The organism is Vibrio wakamikoensis (assembly GCF_050337275.1).
GTDB lineage: Bacteria > Pseudomonadota > Gammaproteobacteria > Enterobacterales > Vibrionaceae > Vibrio > Vibrio chaetopteri.
This window is the reverse complement of record NZ_JAKJST010000019.1, coordinates 150,784-176,467: the sequence shown is the minus strand read 5'-3', so window position 1 is coordinate 176,467 and position 25,684 is coordinate 150,784. Positions and strand designations below refer to the sequence as shown.

24 protein-coding genes and 1 pseudogene are annotated in these 25,684 nt (G+C 45.3%); 16 read left to right on the top strand and 9 right to left on the bottom strand.

Translation table 11 applies throughout. The features are described 5' to 3' along the window. The first annotated feature begins 6 nt into the window (after positions 1 to 6). The 8 genes from ureA to L4C42_RS11240 all read left to right on the top strand — a co-directional run bounded on the left by ureA (position 7) and on the right by L4C42_RS11240 (position 5,555). Positions 7 to 309 (top strand): urease subunit gamma, encoded by a 303-nt coding sequence (gene ureA, locus L4C42_RS11275; RefSeq protein ID WP_353499606.1) that lies wholly within the window; start codon positions 7 to 9, stop codon positions 307 to 309. A gap of 44 nt (positions 310 to 353) precedes the next feature. After that, positions 354 to 689 carry an urease subunit beta gene (locus L4C42_RS11270; RefSeq protein ID WP_353499605.1) on the top strand — a complete coding sequence of 112 codons (336 nt, stop codon included), beginning with the start codon at positions 354 to 356 and terminating at the stop codon, positions 687 to 689. Positions 690 to 776: 87 nt separating this feature from the next. Next, complete coding sequence (ureC, locus tag L4C42_RS11265; protein ID WP_418642864.1) at positions 777 to 2,480, top strand: urease subunit alpha; 1,704 nt, start codon at positions 777 to 779, stop codon at positions 2,478 to 2,480. Between the two features lie 32 nt (positions 2,481 to 2,512). Further along, a complete protein-coding gene (gene ureE / locus L4C42_RS11260; protein ID WP_353499603.1) occupies positions 2,513 to 2,965 on the top strand; it encodes an urease accessory protein UreE in 453 nt (150 codons plus the stop codon). A 72-nt stretch (positions 2,966 to 3,037) separates the two neighbouring features. Further along, on the top strand, positions 3,038 to 3,610 hold the full coding sequence (locus L4C42_RS11255; protein WP_353499602.1) for a HupE/UreJ family protein: 573 nt from the start codon (positions 3,038 to 3,040) through the stop codon (positions 3,608 to 3,610). 3 nt (positions 3,611 to 3,613) lie between these two features. Beyond that, a complete protein-coding gene (locus tag L4C42_RS11250) occupies positions 3,614 to 4,336 on the top strand; it encodes an urease accessory protein UreF (protein WP_353499601.1) in 723 nt (240 codons plus the stop codon). Positions 4,337 to 4,419: 83 nt separating this feature from the next. After that, a complete protein-coding gene (gene ureG, locus L4C42_RS11245) occupies positions 4,420 to 5,055 on the top strand; it encodes an urease accessory protein UreG (RefSeq protein ID WP_338166669.1) in 636 nt (211 codons plus the stop codon). Between the two features lie 98 nt (positions 5,056 to 5,153). Next, on the top strand, positions 5,154 to 5,555 hold the full coding sequence (locus tag L4C42_RS11240; RefSeq protein WP_418642865.1) for a DUF4345 family protein: 402 nt from the start codon (positions 5,154 to 5,156) through the stop codon (positions 5,553 to 5,555). A 103-nt stretch (positions 5,556 to 5,658) separates the two neighbouring features. Here the strand turns inward: L4C42_RS11240 and L4C42_RS11235 are convergent, their stop codons facing one another. Together L4C42_RS11235 and L4C42_RS11230 are read right to left on the bottom strand one after the other, a co-directional pair. Continuing rightward, positions 5,659 to 7,275, bottom strand: a complete 1,617-nt coding sequence (locus tag L4C42_RS11235; RefSeq protein WP_353499599.1) for a methyl-accepting chemotaxis protein — start codon at positions 7,273 to 7,275, stop codon at positions 5,659 to 5,661. Positions 7,276 to 7,493: 218 nt separating this feature from the next. Continuing rightward, entirely contained in the window at positions 7,494 to 7,619 is a 126-nt protein-coding gene (locus L4C42_RS11230) for a DUF3012 domain-containing protein (protein WP_081941396.1), read from the bottom strand. Positions 7,620 to 8,082: 463 nt separating this feature from the next. Between L4C42_RS11230 and L4C42_RS11225 the strand changes: the two genes are divergently transcribed. The 6 genes and pseudogenes from L4C42_RS11225 to L4C42_RS11200 all read left to right on the top strand — a co-directional run bounded on the left by L4C42_RS11225 (position 8,083) and on the right by L4C42_RS11200 (position 16,563). Next, a complete protein-coding gene (locus L4C42_RS11225) occupies positions 8,083 to 10,071 on the top strand; it encodes a methyl-accepting chemotaxis protein (protein WP_353499598.1) in 1,989 nt (662 codons plus the stop codon). Between the two features lie 117 nt (positions 10,072 to 10,188). Continuing rightward, a complete protein-coding gene (locus tag L4C42_RS11220) occupies positions 10,189 to 10,773 on the top strand; it encodes a TetR/AcrR family transcriptional regulator (protein WP_353499597.1) in 585 nt (194 codons plus the stop codon). Positions 10,774 to 10,878: 105 nt separating this feature from the next. Continuing rightward, entirely contained in the window at positions 10,879 to 11,907 is a 1,029-nt protein-coding gene (locus L4C42_RS11215) for an NADP-dependent oxidoreductase (protein WP_353499596.1), read from the top strand. Between the two features lie 339 nt (positions 11,908 to 12,246). Next, positions 12,247 to 13,746: pseudogene (locus L4C42_RS11210) on the top strand (DUF1800 domain-containing protein). 6 nt (positions 13,747 to 13,752) lie between these two features. Next, the gene (locus tag L4C42_RS11205) at positions 13,753 to 15,519 is read left to right on the top strand and encodes a DUF1501 domain-containing protein (RefSeq protein WP_353499594.1); all 1,767 of its coding nucleotides are present in this window, start codon (positions 13,753 to 13,755) and stop codon (positions 15,517 to 15,519) included. 231 nt (positions 15,520 to 15,750) lie between these two features. After that, the gene (locus L4C42_RS11200) at positions 15,751 to 16,563 is read left to right on the top strand and encodes a MaoC/PaaZ C-terminal domain-containing protein (protein WP_418642870.1); all 813 of its coding nucleotides are present in this window, start codon (positions 15,751 to 15,753) and stop codon (positions 16,561 to 16,563) included. Here the strand turns inward: L4C42_RS11200 and L4C42_RS11195 are convergent. Next, on the bottom strand, positions 16,556 to 16,894 hold the full coding sequence (locus tag L4C42_RS11195) for a DUF5329 family protein (RefSeq protein WP_353499592.1): 339 nt from the start codon (positions 16,892 to 16,894) through the stop codon (positions 16,556 to 16,558). The genes L4C42_RS11200 and L4C42_RS11195 overlap by 8 nt on opposite strands. Then, positions 16,891 to 17,907, bottom strand: coding sequence for an MBL fold metallo-hydrolase (locus L4C42_RS11190; RefSeq protein WP_353499591.1), 1,017 nt, complete (start codon positions 17,905 to 17,907; stop codon positions 16,891 to 16,893). The genes L4C42_RS11195 and L4C42_RS11190 overlap by 4 nt, the downstream gene beginning before the upstream one ends. 178 nt (positions 17,908 to 18,085) lie before the next feature. On the opposite strand from L4C42_RS11190, the gene L4C42_RS11185 reads away from it, so the two are divergent. Next, on the top strand, positions 18,086 to 18,700 hold the full coding sequence (locus L4C42_RS11185) for a TetR/AcrR family transcriptional regulator (RefSeq protein WP_353499590.1): 615 nt from the start codon (positions 18,086 to 18,088) through the stop codon (positions 18,698 to 18,700). 89 nt (positions 18,701 to 18,789) lie between these two features. On the opposite strand, the gene L4C42_RS11180 is transcribed toward L4C42_RS11185, so the two are convergent. The 3 genes from L4C42_RS11180 to L4C42_RS11170 all read right to left on the bottom strand — a co-directional run bounded on the left by L4C42_RS11180 (position 18,790) and on the right by L4C42_RS11170 (position 21,398). Beyond that, the gene (locus L4C42_RS11180; protein ID WP_353499589.1) at positions 18,790 to 19,644 is read right to left on the bottom strand and encodes an arginase family protein; all 855 of its coding nucleotides are present in this window, start codon (positions 19,642 to 19,644) and stop codon (positions 18,790 to 18,792) included. Positions 19,645 to 19,650: 6 nt separating this feature from the next. Next, the gene (locus L4C42_RS11175; protein WP_353499588.1) at positions 19,651 to 20,385 is read right to left on the bottom strand and encodes an IclR family transcriptional regulator; all 735 of its coding nucleotides are present in this window, start codon (positions 20,383 to 20,385) and stop codon (positions 19,651 to 19,653) included. 440 nt (positions 20,386 to 20,825) lie between these two features. Beyond that, positions 20,826 to 21,398 (bottom strand): porin family protein, encoded by a 573-nt coding sequence (locus L4C42_RS11170; RefSeq protein ID WP_429760523.1) that lies wholly within the window; start codon positions 21,396 to 21,398, stop codon positions 20,826 to 20,828. Between the two features lie 267 nt (positions 21,399 to 21,665). Here L4C42_RS11170 and add point away from each other — a divergent pair, with 267 nt between their 5' ends. Beyond that, on the top strand, positions 21,666 to 22,655 hold the full coding sequence (add, locus tag L4C42_RS11165; RefSeq protein WP_353499586.1) for an adenosine deaminase: 990 nt from the start codon (positions 21,666 to 21,668) through the stop codon (positions 22,653 to 22,655). Between the two features lie 139 nt (positions 22,656 to 22,794). Here add and L4C42_RS11160 read toward each other — a convergent pair whose 3' ends face one another. Continuing rightward, a complete protein-coding gene (locus L4C42_RS11160) occupies positions 22,795 to 23,181 on the bottom strand; it encodes a hypothetical protein (protein WP_429760521.1) in 387 nt (128 codons plus the stop codon). A gap of 259 nt (positions 23,182 to 23,440) precedes the next feature. Beyond that, positions 23,441 to 25,615, bottom strand: a complete 2,175-nt coding sequence (locus L4C42_RS11155) for a TonB-dependent receptor (protein WP_353499584.1) — start codon at positions 25,613 to 25,615, stop codon at positions 23,441 to 23,443. Positions 25,616 to 25,684 lie beyond the last annotated feature (69 nt).

Genomic DNA, 25,684 nt, shown 5'->3' with positions numbered 1-25,684 from the left:
TTATCAATGGAATTGACCCCAAGAGAGAAGGACAAACTTCTGATCTTTTGCGCTGGCATGCTCGCCAAGCAGCGTAAAGACAAAGGCTTAAAACTGAATTACCCAGAATCCGTTGCTTTGATCTCTAGCGCCATTTTAGAGGGTGCTAGAGAAGGCAAGACCGTTTCGGAACTCATGGATTTTGGCCGCACATTGCTTACCACCGAAGATGTCATGGACGGCGTGCCCTCTATGATCCCCGATGTTCAAGTTGAAGCCACCTTTCCCGACGGCACCAAATTGGTGACTGTCCATGAACCTATTGTTTAAGAAACTGATGTTTAAAAACGCGTTTAACAGAATTAGGAGGTGACATGGCAGGTTCTTCAAAACAATACACAGGCTTTGTACCAGGGCAGGTTGAAACCGCCAAAGGCGATATTGAACTCAATGTTGGTAGGGAAACAGTGTCTGTGAAGGTAGAAAATCTCGGTGATCGCCCAGTGCAAATTGGATCGCATTACCACTTCTTCGAGGTCAATAACGCCTTGAACTTTGACCGAGAACTCACTCGCGGATTCCGTTTGAACATTCCAGCAGGTACCGCCACACGTTTTGAACCGGGACAGTCTCGCACCGTGGAACTGGTGGCGTTTGCAGGTAAACGCGAAGTCTACGGCTTCCAAGGCAAGGTTATGGGAACGCTTTAACATCCGGTACTGACGTTAGGCAAGCATTGCGGTAGGTAATGTCGCTTTGCAAACAAAACGCCAAATTAAAAACAACAAGGAAGAAAAATGGCGAAGATATCCAGACAGGCATACGCCGAGATGTTTGGTCCCACGGTAGGGGATCGAGTTCGCTTGGCCGATACAGAACTTTGGTTAGAAGTTGAGAAAGATCTGACCGTTTATGGTGACGAAGTTAAATTTGGTGGTGGTAAGGTCATTCGTGACGGGATGGGACAAAGTCAGCGTCCAAGCGCGGAAACACCAGACCTTGTTATTACCAACGCATTGATTCTTGATTACTGGGGCATTATTAAAGCAGACGTCGCAGTAAAAAATGGGCGTATTCAAGCACTAGGCAAAGCGGGAAACCCGGACATACAACCGGGTGTTGATATCATTGTTGGTCCCGGTACCGAAGTGTTAGCGGGTGAAGGTTCAATACTGACCGCTGGTGGCATTGACTCCCACATTCACTTTATTTGCCCGCAACAAATTGAAGAAGCGTTGGCATCTGGCGTCACAACGATGATTGGTGGTGGCACGGGACCAAATACGGGCACCAATGCGACAACGTGTACACCGGGTCCTTGGAACATGCACCGCATGCTTGAATCTTTGGATCAATTTCCCATGAACTTTGGTTTGCTCGGTAAAGGTAATGCCAGCCAACCCGAGGCATTGCGTGAACAGATAGCGGCAGGTGCGGTGGGTCTCAAACTGCATGAAGATTGGGGTACGACACCGGCTTCCATTGATACCTGTTTAACCGTTGCTGATGAAATGGATGTGCAGGTCGCGATTCATACCGATACGCTCAACGAATCTGGTTTTGTTGAATCGACACTGGGCGCTATTGGCGACCGCGTCATTCACACCTACCACACCGAAGGTGCAGGCGGGGGTCATGCTCCAGATATTATCAAAGCGGCTGGTGAATCGAATGTGCTGCCATCCTCTACGAACCCAACGAGGCCATACACGGTTAACACAGTCGATGAACATCTCGACATGTTGATGGTGTGCCACCACTTATCACCATCGATTGCAGAAGATGTGGCTTTTGCTGAGTCACGTATTAGACGCGAAACCATCGCCGCAGAAGACATCCTTCATGACCTAGGCGCGTTTTCCATGATTGCCTCTGACTCGCAAGCGATGGGGCGTGTTGGAGAGGTAATTACCCGCACTTGGCAAACCGCCCACAAGATGAAAGTGCAGCGCGGTAGCCTCAAACAGGACTCTAGCTATAGCGATAATTTCCGTCTCAAGCGTTATGTCGCCAAGTACACCATCAACCCAGCGATTACTCATGGCATGGCACATGAAGTCGGCTCGATTGAAGTCGGGAAGTTGGCCGATTTAGTGCTCTGGAAACCCGCTTTCTTTGGCGTAAAACCGAGTGTTGTGCTGAAAGGTGGCATGATCGCGATGGCGCCAATGGGCGATCCCAATGCATCGATCCCCACACCACAGCCTGTGCATTACCGCTCCATGTTTGGCAGCTATGGCAAGGCATCGCAAAACACATCAATGTTGTTCGTATCGCAAGCAGCCGCGGACGCAGATATCGCTTCTCAGCTTGGTCTGGGCAGTTTGATTGGTGTCGCCAAGCAGTGTCGAACTATCAGCAAAGCGGATATGAAGCTCAATGATTGGCAGCCCAACATTGAGGTGGACTCTCAAACTTATCAAGTCCGTGCGGACGGAGAGTTGCTGGTGTGTGAACCTGCAGAAGTGCTGCCAATGGCTCAGCGTTACTTCTTGTTTTAGTGAAGGTATAGAAAGTTTTTGAGGACAACATAGTGATTGAATTAATAGAAATAACCAAAGAGTTAGCGCCACAGCCTCACGCATTTTTAAGTTTGCCAATCGATAGCCGCATTAAAAGCCGCCTTAAGGTCATGCTTGATGATGGGCGCGATGCAGGACTGTTTTTACCAAGGGGGCACATCTTACGAGGCGGAGAGCAGCTCAAAAGTAAATGTGGGTTAGTGATTGAAGTGAAAGCCGCGCCAGAGCAAGTATCTTCCGTCTATTGCAGCGATCTGCATCTGTTGACGCGCGTTGCCTATCACCTAGGTAACCGTCATGTGCCCCTTCAAGTCGAGTTCGGCTGGGTTCGCTATCAGCATGACCATGTATTGGATGAGATGGTTGAGGGACTCGGTGCAACAGTCACCTCAGAAATAGCACCTTTTGAGCCAGAAGGCGGTGCCTATGGTGGCAAGAGTGGTGGCCATCACCATCATCATTAATTCGCTGCCGCAAAATTAAGACGACATCAAAACGTCAAATTACTAAAAAAACAAAATGAAAAGGAAATTTCAATGAAAACAACATTCCTCAAACTCGCAACACTTGGCTCTCTTGTATTGGCGCCTATGACGGCTCTGGCTCACCCAGGTCATGAATCTACAGCGTTTTCTAGCGGCTTATTGCACCCAGTGACTGGCGTGGACCACCTAATCATGTTGCTCGCTTTTGGCCTTTTAGTAGGCTGTCTGAGCGCAACAACAGCGCAGAAAATTGGTTTGGTTGCTGGCGCCCTTATCACTCTAATGTTGGGACTGCTTGTAGGCAGTACATTTGGTCTTGTAAGTGGGGTTGAAACGGCGATCGTTGCGTCTCTATTTGTGGTTAGCGCAGCTATCTGGCATGCATTTAGCGCGTCGCAGAAAATGGTAAAACTCGCGGTCGGACTTTGTATTGGAATGATGTTCTTTCATGGTTACGCGCACGGCGTTGAAGCTGAAGGCACGCTAGGTCAGTTTTCGATGGGTATGGCCGTTGGCGCCTCGACACTAATGCTTCTAGGCACACAAATTGGCAGCCGAGTAGCATCTCGTTGGATGTCGGTTGGTGTTGCGGCAGCAAGCTCACTGTTTCTACTGGCAGCTTAGCCTATGACATCACGAGCCAATACCGCTCTTGATAGTGCCCTAGAGCCCACTACCAACAACGATGTGTCTAGCTATCGGCTATTTCAACTTATTAGCCCTTCTCTTCCTATTGGTGGTTTTACCTACTCCCAAGGACTTGAATGGGCGGTTGAGGCGGGTTGGGTGAAAAACCGCGCTTCGATGGAAGAGTGGCTGGCGAACATGTTGTTTAGCAGTGTTGCCACGTTGGAGCTGCCGATAATTGACCGGCTGTATCGAGCGATTCAAACGTGTGACACGGCGACAATCCACGATCTCTGTGAGCGGCTTTTTAGTAGTCGAGAAACGAAAGAGTTACGCGCTGAGGAAAAGCAGCGTGGTCTTGCACTCAACACGCTACTGGGCCGCTTAGACATTCGAGTCGATGGTATTGAGCTTGATGACTATCTGCCCAATCAGCTGCTCGGTCTATGTGTGGCTGCTGTGCATTGGCAAATTAATGTCAACGAGTTGAAGAAAGGGTATCTGTGGAGCTGGGCTGAGAATTTGGTGATGGCCGGTGTAAAGCTGGTGCCGCTAGGGCAAACCGATGGGCAGTTGGCGTTAATTCATCTCTCGGATCAGTTTTCAAAAGCATTAGAGATGGAACAGCAGACGGAAGATTGGATGATTGGCAGTTTCACACCTTCGGTGTCCATTGCTAGTAGCCTTCACGAAACACAGTACACAAGACTATTCCGCTCTTAGCTTAATGACGAGGCAGTAGATGATGAGCTGTCTCTTCAACGCTAAGGGGCTAAGAGTGAAAAAACAAAGGAAGAAATAGAATCATGACAAATACAACGGACAGTTATAAACAGCCATTACGCATTGGTATTGGTGGCCCAGTAGGCTCTGGTAAAACCGCTCTGCTTGAGGTGTTGTGTAAAGCGATTCGAGACAAGCTCCATATCGCGGTAGTTACTAACGATATTTACACCCAAGAGGATGCAAAAATCCTTACAAGAGCAGAAGCGCTTGAGCCGGATCGCATCATAGGCGTTGAGACCGGTGGCTGCCCACATACGGCGATTCGTGAAGATGCCTCTATGAACTTGGCTGCGGTTGAAGAGCTGGCTAAACGCCACAAAAATCTCGATGTGGTGTTTGTTGAAAGTGGCGGCGATAACCTAAGTGCGACTTTTAGCCCAGAGCTTGCGGATCTTACTATCTATGTGATTGATGTAGCCGAAGGGGAGAAGATCCCCCGTAAAGGTGGCCCTGGTATTACTCGTTCTGACTTGCTGGTTATTAACAAGATAGACCTTGCTCCTTATGTGGGTGCGTCATTAGAGGTTATGGAGCAAGATACACAGCGTATGCGACCAACCAAGCCGTTTGTGTTTACCAACCTTAAGGAGAGCAAAGGTCTCGATACGATCATCGATTTCATCTTAACAGAAGGTATGTTGGAGTTTCATAGTTAAGAATTTGAGGCTTCGCTTCTAATTACGCTGTCAAAGTTACACATAAGTGACGGTTCTGGCTTACACTTTTGCTATGACACGCGATACGCAGAACCTTTATGTTTCAAGCAAAATTGATGGTTTGGATAACGGCACTGGTATTTTTTGGTTACGGCGTTCTGTTTTCCCTTTCTCCGAGTACCTTGTTTGAAAGGGTGACAGACAGTGCGCTGTTTTCCTATTCGGCGGCCATTGACGTGAGAGCAACCTACGGCGGTATGATGGCCGCTGTGGGGATCACACTTGTGCTTTTGGTGCTAAAACAAGAGACTCTAAAACTCTCTGTCATTTCGGCCACTTTGCTGGCGGGGTTGATGGCGGTGACTCGTACAATGGGCATCATCGCTGAAACGCAGCCCAATGATACCATGCAGATCTACTTGATCACCGAAGCGTTTTTCACCCTTTGGGGACTGTTTATCTTATGGAAGTTTCCCAAGCGGCGAATGTACTTTAAGTAGCGAGTTACGATGCCGGCCTCTAATTTTAGAGGTCGGCATTTTTCTGTCGTTCAAACTCGTTCACTTTCTGGGTCACAGATAGGTTTACGCGAGTCTAAAATAATTAGGCGAGTCTAAAATAGGTCAGCTGCTGTTTTAGCTCTTCGGCAGCTACAGCCATCTCTTGTGTCTGCGAGGCAAGCTGATTACTGGCTTGATTGATCTCTCGTGCGGATAAGTGAATGGTGGTGACATTTTCACTCATTTCGTTAGAGACCATACTTTGTTGCTCAGCGGCTGCGGCTATCTGCGCGACCATGTCATTCGCCCCATTGAGGTCATCAACCATGGATTCTAAGGTAGTCTTGGTATCACTTGCCGCCGACACGCTCGCACTGATGCTAGCGTTATTTTGCTCCATCACACCTACCACTTCTCCGGTTTTTTCCAGAAGCTCATTGATGGTGGTTTGCACTTGATTGGTAGATTGTTGCGTTCGACTTGCCAAACTACGCACTTCGTCCGCGACGACGGCAAATCCACGGCCTTGTTCGCCCGCTCTTGCGGCTTCAATAGCGGCGTTAAGTGCCAATAGGTTAGTTTGTTCCGAGACTTCTTGTATAACCTCCACAACATCACCAATGTTGTCGACACCTAGCTTTAAATCCGCCATCAAATGTGTGCTTTGTTCAATAGCGATGGATATAGCGGATACTTCTTCAAGAGTGGAGTCCATGCTCGCACTGCTGGTGGTTGCGTGTTGGGCTGCACCACTGGTTTTCTCAGCACTTTGCTCCGCATTGTTTGCGACATCATTGATGGTGGCAGACATTTCATTCATCGCGGTAGAGAGCTGTTCGAGCTGAGCATTTTGCGAGTCTAAGCTTTGTGCCGTCTCTTCACTTGTCGATGCAATACTTTCTGAAAGACGACTCGCCGTGTTGGCCGTGAGTGTTGCCGCTGATAGCGTATCGCGTATCGTGCTTTGCATATCACTTAGGCCATGACTTAACTGCCCAATTTCATCTTTGCGGACTTGAGACAGATCCGCCGTTAAATCGCCATTGGCCATGCGTTTAAGATCGCTTAACAGTCGCTGTATCGGGTTAACGATGTTGTTGCCGATAACAAAGCTCGCAATCATCAGTATTAAGACACAGCCTAATGTAAATGCTATTTGCTTAATCACCTGCGTGATGAAGTCTTCTTTAATATCAGAAACAAACAGCCCAGACCCTACGATCCAATCCCACTGAGGGATGTGCGCGACATACGAGATTTTGTCTTTGAGCTCGCCCTGTGGAGATAACCAAGTGTAGTCGAGAAACCCCGCACTTTGTGTATTGGCAATCGAGGACATTTCACGCCAGTGATGCTTGCCAGCGCCATCGACGATATTGCTCATATCATTGCCGATAGATTTGGTTCTGAGAGGATGCAGCAGCAGTTTGTTTTGACTGTTGGTAATCCAAAAATAATTGCTCTTATCATAACGTATAGCATTGATTGCTTGTTTGGCGGCGGTCTGTGCTTGTTCTTGACTGAGAGTAGGTTGATTGCGGTAGTAATTGACAAGAGATACGGCTGCATCTACCTGAGCCCTGAGTTTATTTTCGCGTTCAGCAAGTTGCTGACTTTGCTGAAGGTAAACATTAAAAATACCTAATGAGAGCATTAGAAATGCGGAGAGGATGACAAGGAACTGGAGTTTGGTTTTTATACTTATATTGTTGAGCTTCATAACTAGCCTCTATGACATGACGTTCATAAAGGTTAATGCTATCGCATCATAGCGGTCGGTTTTAGTGCTCCTAGCCTAAAAAGATAGCCCGCGCGTGGTTGGTAGTAAAAAATGTAGGAACGATCGAGTTATGAAGGAAAAAATGCGAGAAAGTTATGATTGAAGAGTGAGAAAAGTGAGGCATATCAAACTACTAGTTGGACATGCCTCGCAAAAGCCTATTTGAAAATACAGTGCTTAGCGTAGTCGCTAGCTTCGTTTGCAGTCCAATCGCCTTTCGGTTTTTCCTGCATATCTTGGCACCATGCTTCGCTGCCAACTTCAGTACATGCAGCCAATGCCATCACGCCGAGCGCAACGACCGCCCAACGACTGAGTAATGTAATCATGATCTTATCCTTTGAGGTGACGTCCGTTTTATCTTGCGACTATGCCAATCATGGCGACTAAAAGCAACGTTCAAGCCCAATAAGTCAACTTGATCTCATGCTTGAGAGTGATTGTTTTGATGTTAGAAACGGGTTTTTGATAACAAATAGTGCTCAAATATTAAAAAATGATTAAATATCGTCCTAGTAAGCGTACGGTAATTAATTTTGGTTAAGTTACTGTCGCAAATTAAAAACCATTAAGTCTATTTCAACGATAAATATATAGAATGATATGTTTATTAATAGTAAGAAAACTAATCCATACGGTAAAAAAATTACTTTTATAAACTACTTGTCTTATGTGTTTGCTACCTTAATATCAAAAATATTAATATGATCTGTGGCCTGTTTGCTACGCTGTATTTTAGGGAATGGAATGTTGTTCAAGTTTAGAAAAAAAAACATAGATGCTCGTCAATCGATGAATGAAGAAGTGGTAAAGGTCATTAATCTTGATGTGGCTTCACTGTCATCGTTTGAATCATCAGAACTATTGTTTGACGGAAGCAAGCCAGCATTGGGAATTGGATTTGTGCCGCATGGTCACGATCTCAATCATATTCATCGTTTGCTAAGCAGGGTAGTCGATGGACCGTTGATATTGACCTCTACCGCAGGCGAGCTTTCTTCCACCCATGACAATCTCTATCTCGCGACCGGCCAAACCCAAACCATGGTGTTGCAGGTTTTCTCTCGAGAACTCATCAGTGATGTTGATACTCACACTGTGCCACTTCCTTGTGAGGATATTCAGAGCGGTATGAGCCAAATTCAGCCCTCAAGTCGTGTTCATGAGATTGAAAAACAATTGGAAAACATAAGGCTGGCTTTCTCGCTAGATCCAACAGACTGCTTTTCTATGACACTGGTCAATGGATTAACAAACAGTGAAAACTGGCTGATGGAAGCGGTCTATCAATCGGGTAGGTTTCCGGTTCCGTTTGTTGGCGGTACCTCGGCGGGAAGTTTGAATTTTGATAGTGCACCGTTTCATGATGGCACATCAGTACGTCATCAGCATGCGCTGTTGTGTTTTATCAAACTCAATTCTGCCTATCAATTTCAGCTGTTTAAAACGCAAAACTTTGAACCGGCAGGACGATCTTGGCTCATTGGCGATGCCAACCCATCACTTCGTTATGTCAAAGGTGTGTTGTCGCCATCAACGATGGAGATAAAGAGCTTTCTTGATGAATTAGCGAGTCATTTTCGTTGTAGTTTAGAACAAGTAGAGCAACGGTTAACAGGTTATACCTTTGCGGTGAAAGTGAAAGGCGAATATTTTGTTCGCTCGGTAGCGAGTATTAATATTTCTGAAGGCAAAGTGTATTTCTATTGTGATACGCCTTTAGGAACAGAGCTGCACTTAATGCGTAAAACGCCATTTGTCGAGCAAACAGATAGAGACTTTGTTCGTCAGTTGGTTAATGAAGACAAATTGGTTGGCGGTATTTTATTTGATTGCATCTTAAGACGATTAAATAACAGCCAAGAACTGAATAAACTAAGTAATTTTTCCGAACTACCAGTGGCGGGTTTCTCTACCTTTGGCGAGCTTTTTGGCGTCAATATTAATGAGACATTGAGTGCTATCTTCTTTAGTCGACGTGGAGAAGGTTTAGAACAAGCTCATGGTAAATTTGTGGCTGACTATGCATCTTATGCCAACTACTTTTCTCAACTTAAGTTGCGTTCAAATGAGCTGATGATGCGTATTCAAGATCGATCACTAACTGACTCCATTGAAGCCATGAGTGTCGCCCACAAATCCAGTGAACTTACTCAGAACTCAATCAGCTACATTGATCATATAGGTAATAACTCATCTGCGTTGTCTGCTGATACCAATCAGTTTAGTGGTACGGTCCGCTCATTGGAAAGTGAGGTCTTTGCTCTGCAGCAAAATATCAGTTCCGTAGAAAAAGAAGCGGAGAGTCTGCGAAGTGTGTTGTCGATCATTGATAAGATTGCAGAACAAACCAACTTGCTCGCTCTAAATGCCAGTATCGAAGCTGCGAGGGCTGGTGAGTACGGTCGCGGTTTTGCGGTGGTGGCCGATGAAGTACGCAATCTGGCGAAAAGTACCCAGCAGTCGCTCGATAACTCTCGAACCAGCGTCAGTGCTTTGTTTGAACAGATGGACACCATCGCTGATGTAGTTAAAACCGTCGGCAAGCACATGCATGATGCGACAGCAAGAACCGAGTCGATAGCGACGGCAATTCAAGACATCGACAGTTTGGCGCGCGATACCAATCGACTATTGGAAAATAGCCACAATATCGCTACCGAACTGCAAAGCATGGAGGCAAAGGCGCAGCAGCATCAGCAAGATGTTGAAACCATACGTAGTCAGGTGAGCTAAGCGCTATTTTAATTGAGCTAGCGGGTGAGGATATCTGCTAGCTTGTTTTTCAAAGATGAAAACGGAGTTTGAAAAGGAACTAGACGACTGGTCTATTTGTGTGTCATGATGCCTGCCATGAATGCAAAGACCAATGAAACCCGCCAACATATTTTGGATGTCGGGTACGAACTGATTTTATCAAAAGGCTTTACGGCGGTTGGACTGTCTGAACTTCTCAAGACAGCGGATGTGCCCAAAGGCTCATTTTATCACTACTTCAAATCCAAGGAGCACTTTGGAGAAGTATTGATTGCCAATTACTTTGAAGGCTACTTAGAGCGATTGAACGACTTTTTGTCTGATAAGCAGCTAAGTGGCTATGAGCGTTTAATGGGTTATTTTGCACGCTGGCTGGATGTAGAAAATGGCCGATGTAACGCTCATAAATGCTTGGTGGTAAAACTGGGCGCGGAAGTCTCAGATTTATCAGAACCAATGCGCGCAGCGTTGCACCTCGGTGCGCAGCAGATCGTGAGCAGTATTGCTGACTCCATTGAACGAGGTATTGCTGATGGCTCTATTACCAAACAAGATAGCCTCAGCACCGCGAGCATTGTCTATCAGCAATGGCTCGGGGCGAGTTTAGTAAGTAAGCTCAGCCAAAATACGCAACAACTTGAATTAGCTCTGGTAGCGACACAGTCACTGCTTAAGCGATAAACAAAAACACCTGCTTAAATTCTGGCTATGCTAAAGCAACAGGAAGCAGGTTTTTTTAGAAATGATTACTAGACGACTGGTCTAATATTAAAAAAGGGAATCCCTATGTCACAGAACAACAGAAGAATTGTTTTAGCCTCTCGCCCTATCGGCGCACCGACACAAGAAAACTTTCGCCTAGAGCAAGTTGATATTCCACAGCCTCAGGAAGGCGAAATGCTACTCAAGGCTATCTATCTTTCATTGGACCCTTACATGCGTGGCCGAATGAGCGATAGCGAATCGTACGCAGAACCGGTAGCGATCGATGAAGTTATGGTGGGTGCGACCGTATGTCGTGTAGAGCAATCTAACCATGCTCAGTTTGAAGAAGGCGAATGGGTACTCGCTTACACGGGTTGGCAAGACTACGGGATCTCAAACGGTGAAGGCCTAGTTAAACTCGGTAAAACGCCGATGAATGCATCATACGCTCTGGGTATCATGGGTATGCCTGGCTTTACCGCTTACATGGGTCTTTTAGATATTGGCGCACCAAAAGCGGGTGATACCGTTGTCGTGGCTGCAGCAACAGGACCTGTAGGCGCAACCGTGGGTCAAATCGCGAAGCTTAAAGGCTGTAAAGTAGTCGGCGTTGCAGGCGGAGAAGAGAAATGTCGCCACGCGGTAGAAGTATTGGGCTTTGATGTTTGTCTTGACCACAAAGCGGATGACTTTTCCGCTCAACTAGCTAACGCGTGTGACCAAGGCATCGATGTTTATTTTGAAAACGTCGGCGGCAAGGTATTTGATGCGGTAATGCCACTGCTTAACACTGGAGCACGTATCCCAGTGTGTGGACTTATCTCCCAGTACAACGCAACCAGCTTGCCAGAAGGACCAGATCGCATGTCGGCGTTGGTGGCAACTTTGCTAGTCAAACGTATTAAGATGCAAGGTTTCATTATCTTTGACGACTACGCCCACCGCTATGACGAGTTTGCCGCGCAAATGAGTCAGTGGCTAATGGAAGGCAAGATGCAATACAAAGAGCACCTAGTGAAAGGGATGGATCTGACAGTGGATTCGTTCATTGGTCTGCTAGAAGGTAAAAACTTCGGTAAGCTGGTGATTCAGCTTAATGATGTGGAATAGGCTCTTGTTGTTATAATAGTGAAGCGCTCAACTTAGTTGGGCGCTTTTTATTTGGTTCATTAATAGCTTTATTATCAATATAACAGTTACTATTGAAATTATTGCATTCCGTGTTGTTATCTTTATTAATAAATTAATTGTTCTGATTTTTAAGGTTCTATATATCAACCAAAATGGATTGTTTGTTATTTGATATATATAAGTCGCTGTTACTTTTCCTTGTAGTCCTTATGTGTCTTTGTTTTTTAATGGTTTTTACTTAAATCTGTTTTTTAGTTTGAAAAGTAAATCATAAAAACTAAGTTTATAAATGTCAGTTAGCACAATAAGGAACACGCTATGGATGGTTTATCATATAAACAGGCGTCTAAGTTTCTCGACGCCAGTACAATGGGAATTAAGAAAGGAGATATTGAGGAATTTATATCTACTAATGATCGTAATGCTTGGTTGGATGAACAAATCGGCACTCAATGTGCTCCACACGTAGAACAAACGCTATATCAACAGCAACAACGTGGAGAGAGCTCTGTTACACAAGAGATGCGAGTGTGTGCCTGGTTTGATTTGGCTCTTTGGGACGATGCTCAGCTCCGGCAACGAATGGCGTTTGCTCTGAGTCAAATATTGGTTGTTGGTGACCGAGATGCCCAGTTGGCGCCTTATCCACTGGAGCTGGCACACTACTACGATTTGTTGAGTCAATATGCATTTGAAGATTACAAAACACTTCTTTATCACATAACCCGCTCGCCCATTATGGGGCACTTCCTTACCATGGTTGGAAACTTGCCCACCTCTGAAACCGGCGTCAATCCAGACCAAAATTATGCACGCGAGCTCATGCAGCTATTCACAATAGGTCTTAACAAAGTGAATGAAGATGGCACGCTTGCTGTTGCTCCAGATGGCAATCCAATAGCGAACTATGATGACGCGGATGTTGAAAATATGGCTCGAGTGTTTACTGGTTGGTTTATGTCGAATGGTAGTATGTCTGAACCGATGGTAGCCAATGATGTGTATCATGATAGCGATGCCAAATCGATATTAGGTCAGGAGTTTCCCGCGGGAGTAAGTGCTGAGCAAGAGCTAGATAGTGTATTGAATTTATAAGTTAACCACCCCTGTACCGCTCCTAATATTTCAACTCTGTTGATTAAGCGATTTGTCACCTCTAATCCCGAGCCGGCCTATGTTCAGCGGGTAGCAAGAGTCTTTAAACAGACAGGCGGAAACCTTGGGCAAGTGATTAAAGCAATATTGCTGGATGATGTCGTATTAAATGAATCCTCGCTATATCGTGCCAAACTAAGAGAGCCGATATTGGCGATGACTTACCTATATCGTGCTTTGGACTGTCGACCTGGAGGTGGAGCCGATGTTACCCCAAATGCCATGCTTTACCAGGAAAGCTTTGGGCAATACCCCCTAGGATCTCCGTCGGTGTTTAACTTCTATTCCCCAGACTTTATACCTTCTGGTGAACTAGGGGAATTAGGCCTTTTTGCACCCGAGCTAGAAATTATAGATTGGAATCAAACGGTAAAAATGAGCAATATCGCTTGGAAGCTAGTTACTGAAAATGGCTACAAAACGAGTTCAAATAGTTCTGCCGAACTCTATCCGGATGTGTCTGATTTTGTTAGCGTCGCAAGCGATTATCCTCAATTGATATCACTAATTGCAAATCGCTTTTTTGATGGTGATATTCCCCCAGATATAGCGCCGAGGTTTGAAGGGCTATGGAATGCAAAAAGTAATAACAATAAGCCTTATGCAATATCGGCAATGTTGTATTTTTCCTTTGTTTCGCACCACTTTATGGTAGAGGAGTAATGGGTTATGAAAATATCGAGAAGGAACTTTCTAAAAAGTGGTGTTTATAGTACGGCAGCGACTTCTATTCCATTATCTCTTTCACTCCCTTCGTCTGCATTGGCGAATGAAAATTCAGATTACAAAGCGTTGGTATGTTTGTTTCTATATGGAGGCAATGACTCATTTAATATGATAGTCCCGCAGTCTGGAAATAATCTCCTCAATTATCAGGCTGCTAGGCCAGATATACAACTTTGGCCACATGAACTAGCGAGTAACGGTTTTGTTGCTGATGACGCCCAGCAGCCGCTTATCTTAAATGGGTCAATGCCGAAAATAGCTCAGCTATTTGAAGACAAACTTGCCACAAGTGTTGTTAATGTTGGCACGCTGATTGAACCAACGACAAAGGCAAATTATTCAACTGTAAAAAAATCGCCTAACCTAGGTGCTCATAACAAGCAGCAACTTGCGTGGCAGCGAGGGTGGGAGACAAGCCAGTATCATCCTTATGGTTGGGCTGGGATGATGATGGACATTCTAGCATCCGGTGCGGAGACGGTATCACCCAACCTATCGTTTGGTGGAAATGAGTTGATGAACGGCCAAGGAACACAAGATCTGAGAGTGAGTACATCGGGTATTCGGGCCATGTCATCTCTTGCTGTGAATTCAGTCAACAATAATCTGACTAAGTACCTGGCGGACAACACAGCGTCACCATTTGGTAAAGCTTATTTACAACGCTTTCAGGAGATCTATGACTTTCAATCTACGTTAGGTGATTTGTTGGATCAGTACCCGGAAGATCCATCAATTCCTTCAAGTTATCTGGGCTCTCAATTCAAAATGGTTAAAAGGCTGATTCAGGCAAGTAGCGGTTTAAACCAGTCGAGACAAATCTATTTTGTATCGCTCGGCTGTTTCGACAATCACAGTAATCAAAGAGGCAAACATGACAATCTGTTGGCTTCAATTGACGATGCTGTTTCCGCATTTTATGCGTCACTGCAGTCAGATGGATTAGAGAACAATGTTGTGACATTTACGATGTCTGACTTTGGCAGGACAATCGAAAACAACGGCAATCGCGGAACAGATCATGGTTGGGGAAGTAATCATTTGGTCGTAGGAGGTTCCATTCTTGGAGGGAAAGCTTATGGTCGCTATCCTGAATTTGTGAAAGACGGCTCCGATGCAATTGGAAATAAATTTATCCCGACGACCTCGTCAGAGCAGTATGCCGCTACTTTGTGTCGCTGGTTTGGGTTGTCTGACACCGGGGTAGACTATATTTTTCCCTCATTGTCTCCCGACAACGATAATGCATTTTCTAGCCGCTATCTTGGCTTCTTAGGCAGTGATGTCGTCGCGAGCCAACCGCTTCCAATTGTTTCTGTTAGCGCGTCAAAGACTCGAGTTGACCATACGCCCCAAATGGCCATTGATGGTGACCTTACTACCAAATGGACAGCGAAGGGCTATGGGGTCACATTTGATGTGGAGCTTTCATCACTCTCAAGTTTGGAAACATTGCGAGTATCGCAGGCAAAAGGAGACGTACGACAATATTTCTTTGATATCTTGGTAAGCAGTGACGGTACCAACTATACCCTATTGCAGCAGTATCAATCTCCAGGCGATACCACCGCGTATGTTGACATTTCGCTTGGTAGTCAGCAAGCAAAGTACTTACGCTTGGTCTGCAATGGCAATAACGACTCAGCTAATGAAAAATTGGTTGCCTGGAATAACTTCCAGGAACTCGAAGTGTGGGGAAGGTCTATTTAAATTCGTAGATAACTTACCTTAAGGGGGCTCGAAGCGCACTGCAAACTCGTTGATTTGACTTTGTAATGCGCTCAAAACCGACTCGGCCATAGAAGCTTGGATCGCCGTAGGTAAACGCAAGGGGTACGCCTTGTGCTATTTACTGGTGTGACAGTAAACTACAGCTAAGGTTTTGCTAGGAAAAAGATAATGCACATTGTCGCCTCTAACAGCGTTCGATATCGTTCACTATTGCTTAAAGCACTATTAAAAAGACCAAAACATGGAGTACTGTCGCAATCATCCGTCAAAGCGACTCTATTCAATTCTTCCTTTACGGTTAATGCCGATGCGCTTCGTTGTTATTGCAAACACTATGGTTTTGATGATTCGAGCGTACCCGCCACCTATTTGTTTGTAGCAACGCAGAGTGAATTGCTACAACTTTTCGTTCATCCTGATACACCAATACGTCCATTGGGGTTGGTGCATACGTTTGTTGGGTTTGAACTGATTGAGAAGCTAGAAGTAGGGCAGAACTATCAATTTACAGTAAAGCTTGAAATGAAAGAAAAAACGGAGAGAGGTCAAAGGTTTGAGACACTTGGAGAGTTCTCGTTGGATGGAAAAACGCTGGCACGTTATCGCAGCGGATATTTGATGCCAGTTAAAAGTTCGAAGCTAAAACGTGGGGGCGTAGCGTTGGCAGACGATATAACTGCCTATCAGCATCAAACCAACCTACAGACATCAAAAGCGAACACTAGAGCCTATGCGAGCGTGTCGGGTGACTATAATCCGATTCATCTAAGTGGTTTTATGGCGAAGCTATTTGGATTCAAGGCGCCCATTGTTCATGGCATGGATATGGCTGGGAGACTATTGAGTGTTAATAGTCAACAAGTTGGCAATAACCAGAGAGTGAACCAGTGCCATTTTAGCTTCAAACGCCCAATATTTGTCTCACAATTGCTGGACGTTGTTAGTGATGGTAATCAGGTTTTGCTGGTAAATGAAGAGGGGAAAACGTGTGTGATGATGAGTGTTTCACAGAGCATTAGTTAGGCTTTGATAGCAGTTTCTGGCTTAGCCACTCCGCACTGCTCGTCGATTGTCCATCACAGACTACCTGATACGCTCTGCCGGTAAACCAGCTTTTCGATGCCACTTCATCGATAAACACTTGAGTTGAGGTGACATCGTCTTTGGCATAATCCCACTTTCTGCGTAGGTGTGCCGCTGCTTCTTGGCCGTTATGTTCATCGCCATTGCGAATAAAGGTGCAAGGGGAGCTGTTCATCTGCTCGATGAGGTAGAGCACATCGCTTTCTGTGCTTGCCAGCACACTATGGCTGGCAAGACTTAGAAATAAAGCGGTGATCGGCAGCTTTCTCATTGCTGCCACCATTTAGTGACTGGCATTGGGTTAGCAATGTCGAGTCGCTGGCCAATTTCTGGTGAAACCATAGTCACGCCACGTTCTTCGCTGATTTCTAGCGCTCTATTCATAGGTTCGTACCAATCGTGCATAGCAAGATCGAAGGTGCTGTTGTGGATTGGCATCATGATTTTACCTTTTACATCTATGTGTGCTTGCACGCTTTGCTCTGGGAACATGTGGATCTGTGACCAGAGTTCATTGTATGCACCGGTTTCGATCATCGTAAAGTCAAACGGGCCATATTTTTCGCCAATTTTGGCAAAACCACCAAAGTAGCCAGAATCACCGCTAAAGAATACCTTCGACTCTTTACTGTCAATGATCCAACTGCCCCAGAGTGTTGAATCCCTATCGGTTAGACCACGACCAGAAAAATGCTGTGTTGGCGCGAGTGTAAACTCAACACCATTTACGCTATGCGATTCCCACCAAGCTAGTTCGGTTACTTTCTCTGATGGCACTCCCCATTTGATGAGGTAATCACCTACTTTTAGCGGCACGATAAAGTGGTCAACTTTGCCGGCGAGAGCTTTTACTGACGCTTTATCGAGGTGATCGTAGTGATCATGGCTAATGATCACGACATCGATATTCGGTAGCGCTTCTAAAGTAATCGGTGTTTGGTGGAAACGTTTTGGTCCGGCCCATTGCACGGGTGATGCACGGTCACTAAACACGGGATCGGCCATCACTAACTGACCATCAAGTTTCATGACGACACTTGAGTGCCCAAGGCGATAAACCACGTCGCTTTGCTCATCTATTAATTGCTCAGCAGTAATAGCGTGCACTGGTAACTCAAAAGTTGGAGTTGGCTCAGCGCGTTCGGTTGTGAAATAGGATTTCATCACATCAACGATGTCACCAAAGCTCGATTTGTATTCCATTTCTGTGTTGACATACTTGTCTGGGTAACGCTCAGTGTCTTTTTCGGTGTTAGTGCAAGCAGCAAGTGTGGCAATACTCATAGATAGAACTCCTAGTGTCGCGAATAGTGACTTATTCATCGTGTTGAACTCATATCATGGGCTAATGCCCATCTTTTAATTTAAGTAAACTACACTGAGTAGTTTACTTTTATGTGGTGAAAAGTAAACTGATTAGTGTAAAATAATCGAAGAAATTTTCGTCCCTCTGGTTAACGTAATGATTGAAAAGAAAAAAACACGAAGCGAGCTAAAGCGAGAAGCAATCATTAATGCTGCTAAAGAAGCGTTTAATGAATTTGGCGTGCAAAATACCAGCATGGATAAGCTGGCAGCAATGGCGGGTGTGTCTAAGCGAACTGTCTACAATCATTTTGAATCAAAAGAAGAGCTAGTGATTTTGCTGCTATCTGAGTTGTGGAAGCAATCTATGGCAGATGTGGACTTGAGCCCTCTAAAATCGAAAACAATTGAGCAGCAGTTGCAATATCTACTCGAGCACGAGATCCGAATTCTAAACCAAGCGTCGTACATTGATTTAGCCAAGGTGGCCTTCGGTCATTATTTCTATCGCCCGGAAGAGCTTCAGCAGCAAGCTGCGCAAATGTCTAAGCAAGAAACCGCACTATACAAATGGCTTGAACAGCAACATGCCGATAAAGTGATGGTTATTGATGATATTGAGACGGCAAGTATTCAGTTGCACAGCCTTATCAAAGGTAGCTGTTTTTGGCCACAACTGATGGGGCTGAGTAAGACTTTAACTGAAGAAGGTATCACCCAACTGTCTCAGTCAACCGCTGATCTATTTTTGGCTCGTTATATGGCGCGTTAGTTTTATTACTTTATTTTGTCTCGGCAGTATGGTGTCGGCTCATACTGCCTTAGAGCAATCTATGAAACAACCAAATTTAATGAAGTGGTCTACTCACAGAAATGTCCCAACTCTTGCACCAAAAGCTGTGTTGCTTTGGAATAAATATGGCGCTCTTCTGATCCCACTAACTGCGCCAGAAGCACCTTGTTCGAAGCCAAACATTGGCGAAGCACACGCAGTACCATATTGATGTCCAGCTTATGCTTCTCGCTACTAGAGTTGTGCTTTGAAATCGAGGGAAGGTCGATAGTTAACACCAACTTGTCGCAGTGGCTTATAAAACGAGCGAGCTGCTCTTTAACCATAGTACGACCGCGGTAATTCATTTCATCCGCCAGCAGCCAGTTACAACCCATATCCTCAGCATACTCAAGCTGTTTTCTGTCGCAACGATTGCGATCAATACCGACATGAAATGCACGGCATTCATTAAAGCGGTTTAGCGCGAAATGGAGCATAGAACCCATCGTCAAATCCAAACACTGATCCATGAGTAAATGCGCGTTGATATTAATAATGCCCATATCCTCTTGATCAATGATAAGGCTTGGCAGAACATCGAGCAGAGTTTCATGGCAGTTGGTGATCACCAGCGGCATTGCACCGACAGTCAGCTGTTCAATCAGTTTGTCGTTGAAATTCAAACTTGTTGTTGGATTCTCGAAATACGGCGGCTTGGTATGAGCGACCTTGAGGACAGGGAAATGCCCAATATTTCTCATTAAATGAGAATTATGTTGCGCACTCAGCCAATCGTAGGCGGTATCGAGTAAAGATTCAGCGTCTTCAACTTGAGCGTTGTTAAGAGGTTTAATCGTTTCACAGACGGTCAGTATAGACAGTTTGTTTTCCAGGACTGGATGATAACGACGTTTCCATAACTGTTTGAAGACGCTGAGCATGATGAATTACCTTTCTGGTGGCAGCGCTCTGGCTGCTTGTAATACATGTAGAATAAATCTGTCCTTGTTTGCCTCTACGCGGTGGGCAGGGGCCATAATGGAAACCGCACCGATCAGCTTTGTACCTTTGGTAACGGGGGCACTGATGCCTGTTACGCCAGGATCAAACTCAGAAGTGCTAATAGCAAAGCCTTGACGACGGATCTGTTCTAACTCGCTTTGCCATATCTCTGCGTTCGCGTCTTCGCCAAAGTGACGCAGGATCTTTTCGCGGCGAGCCTCAGGCAAATACGCCAACATCACTTTCGAAGATGCGCCTCGAAGTAAGGGCTGGCTTTGACCACGAACATAACTGCAGCGAAGCGCCTGTACACTTTCTTGTAAGCTAACACAGAGAGCTCTGTAGCCCACTGGCACCATGTAGGCTGCCATTTCACCCGTCTGTTTTTGTAAGCGGAACAAGATGCTTTCAATCGTTTCCAGATTGTGTGGACTGGATTGGTAGCTGTGCATAAGCAATAGAGCGGCTGGACCAACAATCAGCGTTTTATCGTGAGCGCTCTCTTCAATTAGGTTCCATTCTTTGAGCAGTTTTATATGTCGATACAGACTACTTAAAGGGACACCAAGTTGTTGGCTTAATGCTTTGGCAGAGACGGGCTCATCCGATACGGCAACTTGCATGAGCAGTTGCAATGGCTTTTCGTTGACCTGAGTCGAGGGTTGCTGTGCGTTTCCCATAATTGGTTATCTATCATCAATAAGGACTACGCAATTTATATTCCTGTCAGATAAGAAAGGGAACAAAATTCATCGATACCTTTCTCACTAGATGAAAAATACGCAAATTCTGACATTTTATGAATCTTGCGATGCATCAATGCAATTAGGTGAGTATCTAATTACAGTGTGCTTAATACTTAGGGAGAGATGATAAATGAAATTTGTTTGTGGAACCTGTCGCCAGTTTCAAAGAGACAAAGAGAATGACAAGGCTATCTGCAGTGCTTGGGGAAACCCGACGTCAGTGAAGCGTGATGGTTGTCAATTTTGGATGCCCAAAAGTGAGCGGCTATATCCGATGGAGGAATCCAATTTACAGGAATAAGTAAACGCCCAACATCGGGGGGAGGCATTGGGCGTTCGTTTGTTAACGATCAGGTTAACAAGCGCTTATTTGATTAGAATTTGTAAGAAGCGCCAAGGTACACAGAGCCAACCGAGAATGTGTATGTTTTTGGGTCACCAATATCGACATTGAAAGCATCAGCTTCATAAGCTAAACGCATTGCTAGACCTTCCACCATCTGAGGAGCATATTCTAGACCTAAGCCATAGCGGAAGCCTGTTGCTGAATCACTTTCTTTTTGACCGTTGTATTTTACATCCATGTTAACGCGAGATAGGCCTAGTGTAGCGAATGGGCGTAGACCATTGTCGAAGCTGTAACCAAGGTTTGCTGCTAGCGAGAAGGCAGTTGGGTTGATCTTTACGCCTTGTAAGCTCTGATGTGACAAGTCACCGTAGTTTGTGTAACCACCTTCCAGAGCAACGATACGGTTGAATTGGTAGCCACCATACACGCGTAGTGAACGCTCACCGTCAATGGTTGGGAACGCTGATACATCTTGGTTTTCTAGTTTACTTTCTGTTAGACCGTAACCACCACCAATGTAGAAACCTGATTCTGTAGAGTTCGCCCACGCGCCAGTTGCCATTAGTGCGGAAACTGCAAATACCACTGATTTTTTCATTTTGATACCTTAAAAGATTTTTTAGAGTGTTTGTTTGTCGGGGCGTAATGTAAGGGATCTCTGCGGAGAACTCTGTGCTAGAAGTGTCGTGAAATGTGGTGGAAGTGTCATAGAACTGTTTGTGACTTACGTCAATAAATGACAATCAAATACGCAAACGTTTACTCGAATATTATTGAGTCGCATCACACTTTTTTAGAACGTCAGGGTGGTTTTGTAGTACGTTTATCAGTATAACTGCCAACGATTACGACTAGAGAGGTAACGATGAATTATAAACAACTGCCAAAAATCGACCTACACTGCCACCTTGATGGAAGTGTGCGCCCGGAAACTATTATCGAGTTGGCGGAGCAACAGAACATCGATTTGCCTAGTAAGGACGTTAACGTTATTCGCGACATGATGATCGCACCAGAAACCTGTCCTAACCTTATTGAGTACCTAAAGCGTTTCGACTTACCACTGTCTGTCATGCAAACTAAAGAAGCGCTAGAACGTATTGCTTTTGAAGTGTATGAAGATGCAGCGCTTGAAAACGTAACGTATATGGAAGTGCGATTTGGTCCACTTCTACATCGTGAGAAAGGTCTGAATGTTGAGGAAATCATCGGTTCAGTCGTTGCGGGTATGCAGCGTGCTGAGAAGGTGCACGGTATTAAAGGCAATATCATTTTGTCGCTGCTGCGTCATATGCCAACGGATGAAATTAAACATGTCATTGATGTTGGTTCGCAATATGTAGGCAAAGGTGTGGCTGCTTTTGATCTTGCTGGCGGTGAAGAGCTGGGCTTCTGCGAGAAGTTCATCCCATTTGCTCAATATGCAAAAGAAAAAGGTCTCAATGTCACTATCCATGCTGGTGAGCAGGGCGAAGGTCAGAACGTATATGATGCGATTACAATGCTCGGTGCGGAGCGAGTGGGGCATGGTATCCATATCGCGACTCATCAAGCGGCATTTGATCTAGTCTACGACAAGCAAGTTGCTCTGGAAACGTGCCCAAGTAGTAACGTTCAGACCAAAGCGGTAGACAGTATGGATGTTCACCCAATTGAAGATTTTAGACAGCGTGGCATTCCAGTAACGATTAACACAGATAACAGAACCGTCTCCAACACCACCATGACAAAAGAAGTACAAAAAGTGATGGAACAGTTCAACTTGAGCGAAGACGACTATATTCACATCTATCGCAATAGTGTGAATGCGGCATTTACGGATGAAGCTACGAAATCACAGCTCCTAGCAAATTAGCAATAAGCTGAGCTAGTGTCACCAGCCATAAAAAAGACCCAGTTGTTATACGACTGGGTCTTCTTCTATAAGATACGAACGGCCTCTTAAATGACAAGCATTTAGCCTATGTACTCGCCTTTATAGCTAGACCAGTTCTCTAGAAATACACTCTAAAGCCGGCCCTTGCCTCAAGTTCTATTTCAAATTCATCAAGATAAATTGCCGGTGTAACATCTACATAAAATCCAACAGGTTTAACGCGAAACTCAGCTCCAATCCCCGGCGTAACCGCAATATAGCGACTATTTCTATCAACATAATGACCGCCGACAAAGAGGTAGATTGGCGTATCTTGAATACCGAAGGTTTTGTTGACGCCAAAGCCCTTACGGTCGTCGAGGCTAACATTAAAGCGAAGATCATTGTGCTTGAAGTCTAACCCCCAATATGGGTCTCCAACAAAAAGACCAACTCCGGTATCCGCTTTGGCGGCTGAGCTAAAGCCCAAGCACAGCGCCAATATCATCATTATTACGTTTCTCATGTTTGCTACCACTGCTATTTCGTAGGCGGCAACCATAAAAGATCAATGCAAAAATAATGTTAGATAGTTATTGGTTTGACGAATGTCTCACACGATCGGATAGTCTCTCACCATTGCTGACAGTAGGGAAACCAAACAGAAACAACTGCTAACAGCTGGAGCGCTAACTTGAGCGTTGCTCGCAGAATCGCTTAGTCGAATTAATACTTGCCTAAGCTTTTTATGGAAAAAGACCCTCACCAATGGTGAGGGTCTTTTATTAGAAGTCGACTTCGTAGCCTAAGCTAAAGGTCCTACCGCGACCTGAGAAGTAATAGGCACTATGGTGACGGATTTGGCTAAAGTAGTTGATGTACTGCTCATTAAACAGGTTTTCAATACCGACACTGATTCGGCCATACTGTTTCATGTTGTAGAACATCGAAAGATCCATCAGGCCATAGCCATCAAATTTCTGTGCACTGCCCGCATCGTTCTGCTCTTTTGAGCGCGAGAACATGTGGTTGTATTGTACTCGGCCATTCCAGTTATCCGAAAACTGGTGGTTCATTGCGACCAACAGGCGATCTGGTGATAGGTTTTTCAAATCCATATCGCTGTCTACACGACCGTCTTGGTTAGTATCTACCTGACCTTCGACATGCGAGTATAGCGCTTGAAGCTGAGTAGTTGGCAAAATGTGGTAGGTGGAGCTTAGCTCATAGCCTTTGATGTCGGTTCTTTGACGGACAACATCATAGGTACCGCCTTTGTTTAGGCTCAGGTTAGCGCCATCTTTTGCGATTGACATGTAAGTGCTACCGCTAATGAAGAACTTATCGTTGCTGTAACTTAGTCCAACTTCATAGTTGTCGGTTACGACGGGTTTAACTGCCGGCATGGTATTGAAATCGATAGGGTGTCCGCCAGATGGAGCATCAACACCAGGGCCGCCGATCCAATTACCGCGAAGTACTCGGCCAATATCAGGTAAGCCGAATCCTTGGCTAAAGCCCACGAACGAAGACACATTTGGTGTGAAATCATAGACCGCGCCCGCGTTAAACACAGCTTGAGAGAAGGTTTGTTCTCCACCGATGATGTTCACCTCACGATGACCGCCGTTGCCGTAGCCCCATAGAGTTTGACCGTTAGCGACTTTCACACGTGTATTTTCAAAACGTACACCACCAGATAGACGCAATGAATCTGTAACCAGCATGTCACCTTGAATAAACGGAGCGATACTCTGGTACATCATATCTGGTGTCACATCGCGGTTTGATTGTGTCAGTTTCTGCTTAGTCGAGTCTTCTAGGCCATCAAGCCCAATCACCCAACTGTCATCAAGACCCAATAAGTCCAGCTTCACATAGCTTAGTTTGAAACCTTTTTTGGTCGAAACGATAGCGCCTTGGTCATACTGTTTGTCTGGTGTTGGCCACCAAGATGCTTGTCCGTAGACAGCTTCAAAGTTTTGATAGAAGGCCTGGAATTTAAGCTCACCGCCTAAGAAGTCGTAGTGATCATAACCAAAGTTGTAGAGTTCAGCGTAGTTAGAGGTTGGGTCGCCACTTGGCGTGCCTTTTACAACCGTACCCGGAACACCATTTTGCCAATCGCCTTTTACTGCAACGTAGTTTTGGTTACTTTGCAGTTTGAATCGGCTGGCACTAAAGCTGACGCGTTGATTGCCACCATCAAAGTTGTAGCCACCTTTTGCAAGAAAATTGGTCGCGTTGGAGTCTTGGGTTTCACCCTGGATCGAGTTCATGCCAATAGGGTTGCCATTACCATCGTAATACAGCCCTTGCTGCTCCCAAGCACCACCGATGAACAGATCATAGTCTTCATCGTACTGGCTAAGGTTGTAGTAAACTTTGCCGCCAGTGCCATCTTCTTTAAGGTTGGAGGTTACTCTTGTGCCTATGGTTTGTTTCCAGTGATCGCCTGGCTTCGCACTCTTGGTCACATAGTTAATGATACCGCCAGTCGCGCCATTGCCTTGCACCGCACTCGCACCTTGAACCACTTCTACGCGTTCTAGCATTGAAGAGTCAACGGTATAGCCATTACGGTTACCATTTCGAAGAGGGTTATTTTGTGGAACGCCATCGACCATAATCAGCGCAGTGCGGCCGCGAAGGTTTTCACCTTGCGTCGATAGTTTTTGACGACTCGGGGTCATGCCTGGTACCAAGTTTGCGATAACGCTGGTTAGGTCGTCGGCGACAGCCGTTTGCTGTTTGAGCTCTTTTTCTGAGATAACGTGGATAGACCCAGGGATCTTATCTGCGTCTTGGCTGTAACGTGTTGCTGTCACAACCATGTTTTCATCGGCGTTGTCTTGTTCTGTTTTTGTCGATGATGCTGTTGTTTCAGCTGCGTTGGCTTGAGCAATGGATAGTGCGAGTAATGAGAGAGATAAAACTCGGTTCCCTGTTGATGATGCCATGAGATGTAATTACCACTGATTTTTAATTTTGCGGCAATGGTAGTGCTTATGATAATAATTATCAATACC